The sequence below is a fragment of the Pseudoalteromonas sp. KJ63-1 genome (assembly GCF_055808145.1).
The window spans coordinates 2,037,646-2,051,141 of record NZ_CM147855.1; the positions used below are offsets into that span (position 1 = coordinate 2,037,646).

Below are 13,496 nucleotides of genomic sequence, written 5' to 3' on the forward strand. Positions count from 1 at the left end.
ATGGCTTATATAACTCCGCGCCGAAACAAAATTAACCTGCTGTTTTTATTGATAAATATAAGTTAAATTAGTAACTTTCAAAAATATAAGAGCATTTAAAAGATACTTAGGTTAAGGAGGATTTTAAACTTCAAATTTTTACAGCACTTTGTTATTAATTGATTAACGACAAAAACATGTCGCAATAAAAAAGGCCAGTAGCAAAAGCGACTGACCTTTCATTAAACCATCAATTAACGTGGTTTTAAAGCAGCTAGTTTAGACTGAATTAAGGTGCCCAATACACTTCAATGTTGATCTCAGGGTGATTTAGTACTGCACGTAACGGCATATCATTCACATCACCACCCGCTAAAGCTTGTTTATACACAGCCAGCTTTTCATCGCCACTAATGAGTAATTTAACTACTTTAGATTGTGAAATTGCATTTAGCGTTAAGCTCATGCGCTCGGTAATACTACCTGTTACATCACTCTCAATTGCGTTAATGGCGCACACAAGTTGGTTTGAATCTAAGCCGTTTTCCAGCCCTTGAGCATGTGGAAATAGCGAAGCAGTATGCCCATCAGGGCCCATCCCTAAAATAGTAACATCAAACGGGCGCTTTAATGCTTGAAACTGCGCTTCACACGCATCAACACCTTGCTCTGCAGTGGCTGCTGCATTTTTCATGCTAATAAAATTAGCGGCTGCACCATGGTTTTGTAGCAAAGTACGCTTAATGAATGCTTCATTACTCTTTTCGTGACTTGCCTCAACCCAACGTTCATCAACCATAGCAACATCAACATGAGCCCAGTTTAAATCAAGGGTTGATAAATGCTTGTACGCAGGTTCAGGTGAAGAGCCACCTGAAACCATTAGCACTGCACGGCCATCAGCTTCAATACCATCACGTAAGGCCTGCTCTAATGACTGAGATAATTCATCAGTTAAAGCGGCTTTATCGTCAAAAAACTTTTCTACTATTGTTGCCATTACTTATGCCTTATCACCGGTGTTAAACCAAACATGGTTATTCTCTGCTAATAAATCATCAGCGTCTTCAGGACCCCAACTACCCGCTCGGTACAATGAAGGTTTACCCTTCTCTTGCCAACGCTCAATAATTGGATCAATCCACTTCCAAGCTTGGCGTACTTCGTCGCGGTGAATAAATAACGAAGGGTTATTAGCGGCTGCATCAAGCATTAAACGTTTATAAGCATCTGAATGGAAACCGTTACTATACGCTTGTGACAATTCAATATTCATCGTTACAGGTTCAAGTTGCATATCTAAGTTATCAAGACGCTTTGACATCAGCGTTAACTGAATGCTTTCTTGGGGCTGTAAGCGAATAATCAAACGGTTTGGTTCAATATTACCTACGCTGTCTTCATAAACGTTATGTGATACTTTTTTATATTGCACTACAATTTCAGCGCAGCGCTTCGCCATGCGTTTACCGGTTCGCAGATAAAAAGGAACGCCCGCCCAACGCCAGTTATCAATATGCGCACGAATAGCAACGAAAGTTTCGGTTTTACTCGCCCCTTCGTTTAGCTCTTCAAGGTAACCTGGGACTATTTTACCGTTTAAATCACCGGGTACGTACTGACCACGAATAATATTATTATCAACATCGGTGTCTTCAAGTGGACGTAATGCTTCTAATACTTTTAATTTTTCGTTACGGATGCTGTTAGCGTTTAACTTATGCGGTGACTCCATAGCCACTAAACAAAGTAGCTGTAACAAGTGGTTTTGCACCATGTCACGCAAGGCACCCGCTTTGTCATAAAAACCTGCTCGGCTTTCTAGCCCTACCGTTTCTGACAAGCTAATTTGAATATTATCAATCGATTTAGCATCCCACATGTTCTCAAATAATGAATTTGAAAAACGCAATGCCATTAAGTTTTGAACCGTTTCTTTACCTAAGTAGTGGTCAATACGGAAAATTTGTTCTTCGTTAAAATACTGTGCAATTTTCGCATTAATCACTTCGGCTGACTCACCGCAGTAACCAATTGGTTTTTCGACTACAACGCGCGAGTTGGCAGTAATTAGTTTTTTAGTTGATAATATTTCACAACAGGTGCCATAAACAGCAGGTGGAAGAGATAAGTAGAATACTCGCGATTTATCGCTGTCATCTTCATCTAGAATTTTTTTCAGTACATCCCAGTTATCATCCGCTTCGGTAACATTGCTCACCACGGGTACTAAAAAGTCTGAAAACGATTTCCAATCTTTGGCGTTATATTCGCCTTCACTTAAAAATTCTTGTAATGCTTTGTGTGCTGTATCGATGTATTCATCGCATTTACTTTGTTCGCGCACGGTAGGCAAAATACGTGAGCCTTGCGGTAAGTTACCTTCTTGATATGCTCGATACATTGCAGGAAGTAATTTGCGTAACGCAAGATCACCACCGCCCCCAAAAATTATAATATCAAAAGGATTAAGCATAGTTACTCTCTACGTTTATGCTACCTGCCACTACCGTATTGGTAATCAGCTATAGCGGTTTATTATCTGGATAATGTAGACCTCAGCGCAAGGTCTACTAAGTTGTTGTTAGTTATCTGCGCGATTAAAAATGGGTCTAGGGACACTGTAATTCCTCTCACAAAAATACAGGCCCTAGGACTCCAGCGCTACCCGTTCAAAGGTATTTGGTTACTTATTGTGTAATAAGTGAATGTGTTACTGCGTACGGTGTTGTTTGTAGTACGCCATTAAGCCCTGTGTTGAGCTGTCGTGCTCATTAACCACGTTATCGTCGGTTAATTCAGCTTCAATTTTAGAGGCTAAACCTTTACCAAGCTCAACGCCCCACTGATCAAACGAACATATTTGTAAAAGAATACCGTGGCAAAAAATCTTATGTTCATACAGTGCAATTAATCGACCTACTGCTTTTGCATCAATCGTGTCTAATAATATAGACGTTGTTGGGCGGTTCCCTTGGTGAATTTTATGCTTTAGCAGCATTTCAATTTGCGCAGGCGTTTTGCCTTTGGCTGTTAAATCAGCCGTTATCTGCTGTGCATCAACCCCGTTCATTAGTGCTTCGGTTTGTGCAAAAAAGTTCGATAATAAAATATCGTGATGCTTATCTAAGTTAACCTGTGGCTTTACAGAGCCAATAAAATCAGCGGGAACAATTACATTCCCCTGATGCAGACATTGATAAAACGCATGCTGACCGTTTATCCCTGTCATACCCCAAATAATTGGTACAGTAGTGTAAGGCACTGTCTGCCCATCAAATGTTACATGCTTACCATTACTTTCCATTTCACCTTGTTGCAAATACGCTGGCAACATATGCAGTGCCTGGTCGTATGGTAAAATAGCTTGCGAGTCAAATCCTAAAAAGCTGGTATTCCAGATGCTAAGTAGCGCCATAAGCAAAGGAATATTCTGTTCAAGCGGCGCCGATTTAAAGTGCTCATCGACTTCAAATGCTCCCTCTAAAATGGCCTCAAACGCTTCAAACCCAGCATAAAGTGCAATAGGTAAGCCAATGGCGCTCCAAAGTGAAAAACGACCGCCAACCCAATCCCACATGGTAAATACATTTTCGTCACTAATACCAAATGCAGCCGTTTTTTCTAAATTGGTGCTTACCGCAACAAAATGCTTTGCTATAGCGCTGTCATCTTTTGCACTATCTAAAAACCAATCAACCGCTGTTTTTGAGTTAGTCATGGTTTCTGAGGTAGTAAATGTCTTTGACGAAATTACAAATAACGTGGTTTCAGGATCTACTTTATCTAATACTGAAGCAATTTGTACACCATCTGCGTTTGAAACATAGTGAACGTTTAATGGCTTATCAACCACTGCTTTAAGTGCTTCAGTTGCCGTTTGCGGCCCTAAGTTTGAACCACCAACACCAATGCTAACCACATCTTTTACCGCTTTTCCGGTATAACCTAGCCATTGGCCACTACGCACTTTTTCAACAAAGATCTTAATTTTGGCAAGTTCACTATCGACCGCTTCTGTAAGATTTTCGCCGTCAACAATAAGCGGTGTATGAGCGCGGTTTCTGAGCGCAGTATGTAAAACCGCACGGTCTTCGGTGATATTAATTTTTTCACCGATAAACATTTTTTCACGCCAAGCTTCAATGTCGCATTCTTTAGCTAATGAAATTAATTGACCAAATACGTTTTCATCTATGCGTTGTTTTGAGTAATCAAACAACACACCTGGAATTTGAGTAGAGAATTGAGAAAAACGAGAATCGTCTTGTGCAAATAAAGTTTTCAGATGCGTTTGTGTCATCTTTTGTGCACTATTTTCTAGTGCTTGCCAACTTACTAACTCAGAACGGCTCGCCATGTAAATATCCCCTAATTAATTAATCTATTGATTTTAAGCGTTTTATTTTATTTTTTACGACACTAAACAAGCGAATTTTGTAAAAAGCAAAGCCCGACATTATAACTTAAATGCTCTAAACTGCGTTATTTTTATGGGCTTTGATGCAGATAATAGCGCAATTTTTTGCTTTTGACACCGGTATCATAAAATTAAAAATTGAATTTAACAACTGTTCGCCTCCTCTGAACAATGAACATTTGATTAATATTCAATTAAAGCAGACAAAAAAAGACCGACACATGTCGGCCTTTTTCTATTATCAGACTATTAACTACTCAAAGCTAAACCACCCGATAAGTTAAAAACACGGTTATAACCAAGTTCAATTAAGTTTGCTGCCGCAATTTTTGAACGGTTTCCGCTGCGACACACCAATATATATTTATTTTTTTATCTAGTTGGCCTTGGGTAAGTGCATAAGCCATTCGACTTAAAGGAATATTTAAAGTTTTAGCCACAGGCACATCGAGCAATCCACTGATATTGTTAGCGCCATGCTCATAAGACTCTCGCGTATCAATTAAATATACATTGTTATGTGAGAGCAATTCTTTAGCTTGATTAAAACTAAGCTGCGAAGTTTCGACTTTAGGCTTTGCATTAACATAGCCACAAAGCGTATTTGCTGGTGTGTGTTGTTGCGAGTCCGCTTGTTGTTTTTGCATTGCAAATTCAGTATGGCTGATATCACCTTTAATAAGCGCTTTTAATAAAGGTGTTTGCTGCTGTTGCACAGCCCAATTCATGGCAAAACACTGTTGATAATCATGCCCAGAGCACACCACACTGCTTGGATTAAGCTCTGCCGCTAAATGAGTAAGAGAGTGTGCCATTTGCATCGCATCTCCCCCATCAAGTACTGTATTACCAAGCCCAGCAGGTAAAATTAAATCACCACAAAAGCAGTACTGTACATCGCCGTTATTAGCTTTTAATAAATAACTCACGCTATCTTGGCTGTGCCCGGGCGTCGCTAGCTTTTCAAGTACTTGTTCGGTTAGTTGCAATTGTTCACAGTTAATAGGCCAGCCTAATTGATCAACTTCGCCAGCAACTAAGTTTTCTTTAAGTACGCTGCGCATTAAATCAAGAGCGCAGTGACGATCTTGGTGCTCATGCGTGTTTAAAATAGCGGTAATAGTTAGATTTTGCGTTTTCACTATTTTTTCAAATCGAGGGATCAGTTCAATAATTGGGTCAATAACAAATGCCTGTTGATCGTCAGCTACATACAACCAACTGCAAGCACCTTGATGTCTAAATTGGGTAAGCCCCAAGGCACATACTTCTTGAGCTACCAAGCTACTATCAGAAATAACCAAACAATTTGCTTGTAACACTGTTTTAAGTGCACGAATTTGTTCACATGCATAGTCTATTTGCGCCATAGTGGCGGCAGGTCCAAACGATAAACGAATCGCATTTTCACTTTGCCACTGTGAGGCTCCCATCGCATCAAGTACAAAGCTTTGAGTTGCGCCCGTGCTACAGGCTGAGCCACCGCTGACTCTAATACCTGCAGCGTCAAATAAATCAATAACTTCTTTACTGGTTAAATCATTAACCGCAAAGTTTAACGTTGTGGGTACTGAGCAGGTAAAGTCATGGTTAAAAGTAATACTTCCAAAAGTATCAACTAAAGCGCTATGTAGTTTATCGCGATACAAATTAAGTACATCTGCTGATTTAAAAGTATCGTCTTGTTTATCAAGCAGCAAACTAAACAGCTTATTTAGTCCTGCAATACCAGGCAGGTTCTCTGTACCTGAGCGCATACCACTTTCTTGGCCGCCACCAGCAATAAACGGCGTATATGGACTACCTTGACGGATATACAATAAGCCGATGCCTTTAGGTGCATAGAGTTTATGCCCTGAAAAAGGTGCATAATCAATCGTTGTTTCACTTAAGTTGAGTTGTTGTTTACCCAGTGCCTGCACACAGTCGACCATCCAAGTGACATCATTATTACGACTACGAATCACCTTCTCTATAGCACTTAAATTTTGATATACACCGGTTTCATTATTAACAGCCATAGTGCAAATCATCAGGGCGTTATCAATATGCTGAGCAATAAAGTCTAAATCTAAAATACCGTCTCGATTAACCGGAATAGCAATAATGTCAGCATTAATTTCAAGCACGGCATTCCAATGTTTTAATGTATTAGGCACCGCTTTGTGCTCAGTTGATCCATACAATAAAACAGGTTTAGATTTAGTGTGGTGTTTTGCATTAATTAAGGTTGATACGATAGCGGTTTGAATCCCTTCGGTCGCACCTGAGGTAAATAATATATCGCCCTGCTGCGCACCAATAACGGTGCGCGCTTTTTGCCTCGTCTGTTCTAACAAGTGCTTCGCTTGAATACCGGTTATATGTGGACTTGAAGGATTACCAAAACAAATCTGCATCGCATGACTCACCACCTCTGCAATACATGGCAATACAGGTGTGGTCGCATTTGCATCAAGATAAACTTGGCTGTTAGGTTCATCTTGCAATAAAAACTCTGACATTAAAAACGCACCTTATTACTAAAAAATATATCTTATTCCCAATAGTACATAGTTTTAATAGGAATGAGTAATAATCTTTAGTAATTAAAGTGCGTTTACTATACTTTTTAGTTACCGAGCTCTTCTGCGAGCTCTTCATGTGTGGATGACCACGCCTTAATCAGCGCTTTTACCAATGATGCTAATGGAATAGCAAAAAATACGCCCCAAAAACCCCACAGCCCACCAAAAAATAGTACGGCGACAATAATAAACACCGGGTTTAAATCAACCGCTTCAGAAAACAATAAAGGGACTAACACATTGCCATCAAGCGCTTGAATAATGCCGTAAATAATTAAAATGGTCCAAAACTGGGTTTCTAAACCAAACTGAAACAGCGCCACCGCCGCCACAGGTATAGTCACCAAGGCTGCGCCAACAAATGGAATAAGCACCGAAAAGCCAACTAATACACCTAACAGAGCCGCATAACGTAAGTCCAATACCGTGAAGGCAATAAAGGACACCGAGCCAATAATTAAAATTTCGAATACTTTACCCCGAATATAATTCATTATTTGCTGATTCATTTCATGCCACACTTGCAAAATTAAGCGTCGTTGGCGCGGGATCAGTTTAGCAATGCTGGCACTGAGCTCTACTTTGTCTTTAAGCATAAAAAACACCAGTAGTGGTACTAAAATAAGATAAATTAACCACGCAACAGCATCTTTTAATGAATTGAGCGATGCCGACAGCACCACTTGGCCAAATTCGAGCACTTTGGTTTCTACCGTTACCACAATAGACTGTACTTGCTCTGCACTAATAAGGCTGGGGTATTTAGCTGGTAGGTCGAGTAAAAACGATTTACCTTGCTCTACCATATGCGGGGTTTCTTGCACTAAGTTACTACTTTGCTGCCAAAGTACCGGGCCTATAACTAATATTAAGGTGAGCATAATGCCAATAAATATCAACATAACTATGCTAGTGGCAGTAAAACGCTTAAGGCCAAACCGCTCTAAGTGAACTACGGGCCAATCTAGTAAATAAGCAATGATCAGTGCCACTAACACAGGCACAATTAATGGGCCAAAAAATACAACATGGCAACCAGTGCCAATAACAAAAAAAGTAAAGTAACTGAATTAGGATCAGAAAACTTTTTTTCATACCATGCTTTTACATATTCAAACACGCAACGGCTCCACTAATAACAACGCTTGTTGTTTATTTAACTTGTAATAATACATTTTTTTGCAAATATCGTTCAATATCATCTGTGTTTTGCTCTCTTGAGATATTAAAAGTAATTGCTTGATTTAACGATATTGCCTCACGCAACCCTAATTTAAACTGAATAAATTGCTGAGGGCATTTATAAGCGCGCAAATCTAGCTCTAGCATACTCGTTTCACTACCTGTTCACATTAATAATAAGTCCTATAGCTGGGCTAACTAAGATTAACCACAGTTAAATTTAACTTTTTCTTAAAACAACCTCTGCAATGGTTTATCCTTATAGCATAGTTAGCTAAAAGGATACGTTAATGCCTAATTCGCATAATAAAGCGCAATTGCCTAGCAATCCAACTCTCAAAGAAATAAATTGGTTTAAAAAGCAAATTAATTGGGGGAGCTGCCGCATTTTTATCATTTAGTGGCTTCGTCGGTAAGTGAATGTGAAAGTATTTTAGATCACGGCTTTGATAATGCTATAAAGCGTATCATCGACAAACGCAATTGGAACCTTGAGTCCTTGGGTATCGACCCAAACGAGCTTTTTGAGAAAGAGAGTAATAACAAGCCACGAATTTCGTTGCATCAAGTATTTACCGAACGCGGCTTTGAACTACAGGCGTTTCCTTTTTCTAATGATACTACCATCGATAGATACGCTCGACATGATGAGTCAATGGAATTTATATTATGGGATCCATTAACCATGAAAACTGTGATTCGTATTAATCAACTACATAAATTCATAGGTTTTTATTTAGAACAAGGCGATGAAGCAGACAAAGCGCTTATATTGCATTCACATAAAGTAGTTCATAAGATTATTGCTTTTTTACAAACTCAATTGAACATTGTTAAGGTTGATGGGGTCACAATAAAGTCGTTTTATCAATTATGTGAAAAGGACAGCCGTTTATATACAGATGATCCAACAAGTGCCCCTGATAAAAAATAAACAAGGAATATAATGCAACTAAAATCCGCCTTTATCACTTTATGCAGTGCAGTGCTTACATTTAGCCTACTAATGAGTGAGCCGTTAAAGGCACAAACAAATCTTCAACTGCCCGACTTAGGCACGTCTGCGCTGCAGGCATTACCACTGGAGAAAGAAAAAGCGATTGGTGAAGTGATGATGATGCAGATCAGAGGGTCTTCACCATTAATTAACGATCCGGTGCTTGATGAATACCTAACAACCTTAGGCCGAAAATTAGTTGCGAACGCCAATGATGTACGCTTCGGTTTTTCATTTTTTTGGTTAAATAACCCAGAAATTAATGCATTTGCATTTTATGGCGGTCATGTAGGTGTGCACACAGGCTTAATTGCTCAAGCCGATAACGAGAGTCAGTTTGCTTCAGTACTTGGTCACGAAATCGCGCACGTAACACAGCGCCATCTGGCACGGCGCATTCAGCAACAACAAGATAATAGCGGTCTCACCATTGCTGGTATGATAGCCGGTATTTTAGCAGCCGTTGTAGCCCCAGATGCAGGCATAGCAATTATTTCAGCCAGCCAAACACAGTCGGCATTTAGCCAACTCACCCATAGCCGCTCTGCCGAACAAGAAGCCGACAGAATTGGCATGCAAACTCTTAACAATGCAGGATTTGATGCAAGAGCTTCTAGTGAATTTTTAACTAAACTGGCAGCGCAAATTCGTTATAAATATAAACCCCCGGCGTTTTTACTCACTCACCCGCTGCCAGAAAGCCGCGTGTCGGATGTACGCTTGCGTGCCGAGCAATATCCAAAACGCCAAATAGGTTCAAGCCTTGATTTTAATTTAGCTAAAAGCCGTGTATTAGCGCGTTACGATAACGAGCCGGAAAATGCAGAGGCCTTATTTAGAAAGTTAATGCGCGAAAATACCTATAACAACGTAGCACTACAGTATGGTTTAGCAATTAGCTTAGTTGATCAAAAGAAAACGGATGAAGCGCAGCCTATCCTAGATGAGCTATTGGCAAGTGATCCTAAAAATTTATTTTATATTGATACAAAAACAGATTTGCTAATTGCACAAAAAAAAGCTGCTGAAGCAGTTAGTTATTTAAGTGAGTTAAATAACTATCGGCCAAACAACCAAGTAATCACTTTAAATTTTGCAAACGCCGCGTTGGAAGCTGAGCAATATGAGTTAGCCGAAAATGTACTAAAGTCATTTTTATTAGAGAAGCCAGATCATAGTTTAGGTAAGCAGCTTTTAACCGATGCCTATAAAAAGCAAGAAAAATTAGCCGCGTATCACGAAGCAAACGCCGATGTGTTGTCGCAATATGGCGCATATTTAAAAGCGGCTGACGAAATACAAAAAGCACTTAATTTTGTTGAGCCAACTGAAAATGTGAAACAACAGCGTTTAAAAGCGTTACTCACACAATATCGGTTATTACAAAAAGAGCTTGCAAGGCTTTAAGTATTTGGCGAGTTCACCTAAAATAGCCACAATTTATACTTTGGATATATTTTTATGTCAGTTACTATTTATCATAATCCGCGCTGTTCAAAATCACGCGAAACACTTAACCTATTACAAAGTAAAAACATTGAACCGAGTGTTGTTGAATACTTAAAAACACCGCTTTCTCATGAGCAAATTAGTACCTTAGTTTCTCAACTTGGGTTTAATTCTGCCCGAGATTTAATGCGGACCAAAGAAGAGCAGTACAAAGCCCTTAATTTAAAAGATGAAAATGATGAGTCTGCACTAATTGCTGCCATGGTCGAACATCCAAAATTAATTGAACGCCCCATTGTTGTTAGCAATAATAAAGCAGCCTTGGGTCGCCCGCCTGAAAACGTATTAAGCGTTCTATAATGAGCACAACCATTGTGGTGCTGTACCACTCAAGCCATGGCTCTGTAGAAGCCATGGCGCATGAAATTGCAGAATCGATAGAACAACAAGGCGCAACCGCCTTGCTGCGCACGTTTGTGGCTAAGAACCCGCACGACATTGTGATAAATAAAGACGATTTAGTTGCTTGTGATGGGCTTGCATTTGGTACACCTACCCGCTTTGGCATGATGGCCGCTCAGGCAAAGACATTTTGGGAAACCACCAGTGACCTGTGGCTTAAAGGCCAACTTATAGATAAGCCTGCCTGTGTGTTTTCATCATCGAGTAGTATGCATGGGGGAAATGAAGCAACCCTACTTAACTTGTCACTGCCGTTATTGCATCACGGGATGATGTTAATGGGGGTACCTTACGATGTACCAGAACTTCTTGGCACCGAAACTGGAGGCACACCTTACGGCGCTTCCCACGTTGCTGGCAGCAGCAACAGCTCTACCCTAAGTAAAGATGAAATTAAAATATGTCAAAGCGTAGGCAAACGCTTGACGCAAGTAGCGAGTAAACTTAAATGACCCAAAAGAGCGAGTCTGCTAAAAAGCCAGTGACCGTAAAATTTCAGCGCCTAGCCTTATTTGGTTATTTTGGCCTGCTTATTTTAATGCCACTATGGATGTTTGTATTAGCCCCCAGAGAAGGCCACAGTAACGCATTTCTTTTTTTAGTCTATGTACTACCACTGTTATTACCTTTAAAAGGCATACTACAAGATAAAACCTACACTTATGCGTGGGCTAATTTTATCGTTATGTTTTATTTTATTCATGGCTTTACATTGCTATGGGTTGCTCAAGATGAGCTTGTATGGGTATTACTAGAGTTACTTTTCGCCTCCTCTATGTTTATTGGCTGTACTTACTATGCACGCCATAGGGGACAAGAGCTTGGACTTAAGATTCGCAAGCTTAAAGATGAACTTGCTGAAGAAAAAGCAGCGCATGAACACGATAAAAACAACTCATAGCTAGCAGCTCAAAACATAAAAAACGCGCTTTATTAGCGCGTTTTTTTGTAATTAAATAAATGGTTAAACTAACTCACTTAAAGCAGCTAACCCCACTATACAAGCTAAACCTAGCTGGGCTATAAGGCTAAAAACCGATACCACTCTTAATAAAAACAATCCCCAAGGATGTTTAATATGCGGGTACAACGAACAACGCTTTAAATTTGTGGCAAAGAAAAAACACACCACCGCTGTCATGGTCATAAAAAGAGTAAGCTCACTTTTTATAGTGATGTTTTCATCAAAAAAGAAAAACAACTGAAGCGGTAGCAATAACGCCACAACCGCGTGTAATACATGTACCTTTTTAATTCGCTCTAACTGCCCTTCAGGTGATAACTCTTTAATTCCAAAATCACGTTCAAGGCACTTAACTAAGTTACTGGCTTTGATACTTACCGCTAAACGATAACAACTTAATCCATCGTTATTACGCGCTCTAAAGTCATACCCCGCTTTAAGCAGTAAAATCATTAACGATTCATTTTTACTCATTACTGCGTAATGCAGCGCCGTATTACCTTTATTGTCGACGGCTTTTTTATCTTGGTACTGCAGGAGTGTTTCAACTACATTTACATAGCCTTTTTCTGCTGCCCACATAAATGCTGTTTTGTTATCTTCATCGGTTAAAGCGCCTGTAGCGCCCTGCTCAATAAAACGCATCGCCATGGTTTGCTTAGCTTTTTTCTTGTTTAAATGGGCAAGTAAAGCATTTTCTAACAACACAATAGAATCAACATCAGGCGAAACCTGAGTTAATAAAGTAAAGTAATCTTTGCCTGCAGCTACCTTTTCACTGGTGAGCTCTGCCAAATAGTCAATGTCTGCAATCGACTGAGGAATATAAGCACTTAAGCGCTCTCTGAAATCGACTTCTTGCCAAATAGATAGGGTATCTGCTGCCGACAACTTGGCACTCTGTTCTAGCGCATGCTCTATTAGAGTAAAAAAGCGTTTACTAAAAAATAGACTAATCAATGAAAGCGGCGTTTCAATATTATTTTGTGCCGATACACTTGCGTATTTTTCAAGTCGCTGACACAGCATTAACACAATATTTTCTATGCTGTAGTCATTAGCAAAATAGTGCTCTTTAAGTGCTGCAATATAGACTTGTGCATCCTCATCATATTCACAAATATGCTGAAAGTAACATTCTTCAAACGGCTCTAGGGGGGTTAACCAGGTTAAATAATAAATTGGGGGCAAAACCGTGGTGCAAACACCATCATCTTCTTCAGTAGAACGACAAGCAGGCCAAGCTTCTAAAGCATCTAAAATGAAGGCACCGTTTTGTTCAACCAGCCCTTTGACCAGTAACGGGTATTCCTTTGGCCAAATTAGTACATTTTCCATTAAAACAACACAACTCCAGTGTAGCTCGGGTGAGTGGTCAGTTATAACAGTTTTTAGCTGACACCACGCTTAATCAAAGAAGCCGATATTCTAACACAGCTAGGTTGCCAAGCTAGCGTAAACTCGTGCAATATAGGC

General features: G+C 39.8%; 8 protein-coding genes and 4 pseudogenes. 5 read left to right on the plus strand and 7 right to left on the minus strand.

Annotated elements, in window-relative coordinates:
• Window positions 1–268: 268 nt before the first annotated feature.
• From pgl to AC0L7Q_RS09645, 6 genes and pseudogenes are all read right to left on the minus strand, one after another.
• Entirely contained in the window at window positions 269–979 is a 711-nt protein-coding gene (pgl, locus tag AC0L7Q_RS09620) for a 6-phosphogluconolactonase (protein ID WP_413402456.1), read from the minus strand.
• A gap of 3 nt (window positions 980–982) precedes the next feature.
• Window positions 983–2,455: a glucose-6-phosphate dehydrogenase gene (gene zwf, locus AC0L7Q_RS09625; protein WP_178956255.1), complete on the minus strand. Its 1,473-nt coding sequence runs from the start codon at window positions 2,453–2,455 to the stop codon at window positions 983–985.
• A gap of 237 nt (window positions 2,456–2,692) precedes the next feature.
• Window positions 2,693–4,339 carry a glucose-6-phosphate isomerase gene (pgi, locus tag AC0L7Q_RS09630; RefSeq protein WP_413402459.1) on the minus strand — a complete coding sequence of 549 codons (1,647 nt, stop codon included), beginning with the start codon at window positions 4,337–4,339 and terminating at the stop codon, window positions 2,693–2,695.
• A 309-nt stretch (window positions 4,340–4,648) separates the two neighbouring features.
• A pseudogene (locus AC0L7Q_RS09635) lies at window positions 4,649–6,903 on the minus strand (aminotransferase class V-fold PLP-dependent enzyme).
• A gap of 107 nt (window positions 6,904–7,010) precedes the next feature.
• A pseudogene (locus AC0L7Q_RS09640) lies at window positions 7,011–8,086 on the minus strand (AI-2E family transporter).
• Window positions 8,079–8,295 (minus strand): annotated as a pseudogene (locus AC0L7Q_RS09645) (hypothetical protein). The pseudogenes AC0L7Q_RS09640 and AC0L7Q_RS09645 overlap by 8 nt, the downstream one beginning before the upstream one ends.
• Before the next feature lie 143 nt (window positions 8,296–8,438).
• Between AC0L7Q_RS09645 and AC0L7Q_RS09650 the strand changes: the two are divergent.
• The 5 genes and pseudogenes from AC0L7Q_RS09650 to AC0L7Q_RS09670 all read left to right on the plus strand — a co-directional run bounded on the left by AC0L7Q_RS09650 (window position 8,439) and on the right by AC0L7Q_RS09670 (window position 11,957).
• Window positions 8,439–9,082: pseudogene (locus AC0L7Q_RS09650) on the plus strand (hypothetical protein).
• A gap of 12 nt (window positions 9,083–9,094) precedes the next feature.
• Window positions 9,095–10,552, plus strand: coding sequence for a beta-barrel assembly-enhancing protease (bepA, locus tag AC0L7Q_RS09655; protein WP_413402466.1), 1,458 nt, complete (start codon window positions 9,095–9,097; stop codon window positions 10,550–10,552).
• 54 nt (window positions 10,553–10,606) lie between these two features.
• Window positions 10,607–10,954, plus strand: a complete 348-nt coding sequence (gene arsC / locus AC0L7Q_RS09660; protein WP_413402468.1) for an arsenate reductase (glutaredoxin) — start codon at window positions 10,607–10,609, stop codon at window positions 10,952–10,954.
• Entirely contained in the window at window positions 10,954–11,508 is a 555-nt protein-coding gene (gene wrbA / locus AC0L7Q_RS09665; RefSeq protein WP_131691238.1) for an NAD(P)H:quinone oxidoreductase, read from the plus strand. Before arsC ends, wrbA begins: the two co-directional genes overlap by 1 nt.
• The gene (locus AC0L7Q_RS09670; protein ID WP_138607763.1) at window positions 11,505–11,957 is read left to right on the plus strand and encodes a DUF2069 domain-containing protein; all 453 of its coding nucleotides are present in this window, start codon (window positions 11,505–11,507) and stop codon (window positions 11,955–11,957) included. The genes wrbA and AC0L7Q_RS09670 overlap by 4 nt, the downstream gene beginning before the upstream one ends.
• Window positions 11,958–12,020: 63 nt before the next feature.
• Here the strand turns inward: AC0L7Q_RS09670 and AC0L7Q_RS09675 are convergent, their stop codons facing one another.
• Window positions 12,021–13,358, minus strand: a complete 1,338-nt coding sequence (locus tag AC0L7Q_RS09675; RefSeq protein WP_413402470.1) for an ankyrin repeat domain-containing protein — start codon at window positions 13,356–13,358, stop codon at window positions 12,021–12,023.
• Window positions 13,359–13,496 lie beyond the last annotated feature (138 nt).

Excerpts from the sequence above, each read along its gene's own strand:
- AC0L7Q_RS09670 (WP_138607763.1), top strand. The coding sequence starts at position 11,505 with ATGACCCAAAAGAGCGAGTCTGCTAAAAAGCCAGTGACCGTAAAATTT.
- zwf (WP_178956255.1), bottom strand. The coding sequence starts at position 2,455 with ATGCTTAATCCTTTTGATATTATAATTTTTGGGGGCGGTGGTGATCTT.
- wrbA (WP_131691238.1), top strand. The coding sequence starts at position 10,954 with ATGAGCACAACCATTGTGGTGCTGTACCACTCAAGCCATGGCTCTGTA.
- pgl (WP_413402456.1), bottom strand. The coding sequence starts at position 979 with ATGGCAACAATAGTAGAAAAGTTTTTTGACGATAAAGCCGCTTTAACT.
- arsC (WP_413402468.1), top strand. The coding sequence starts at position 10,607 with ATGTCAGTTACTATTTATCATAATCCGCGCTGTTCAAAATCACGCGAA.
- pgi (WP_413402459.1), bottom strand. The coding sequence starts at position 4,339 with ATGGCGAGCCGTTCTGAGTTAGTAAGTTGGCAAGCACTAGAAAATAGT.
- bepA (WP_413402466.1), top strand. The coding sequence starts at position 9,095 with ATGCAACTAAAATCCGCCTTTATCACTTTATGCAGTGCAGTGCTTACA.
- AC0L7Q_RS09675 (WP_413402470.1), bottom strand. The coding sequence starts at position 13,358 with ATGGAAAATGTACTAATTTGGCCAAAGGAATACCCGTTACTGGTCAAA.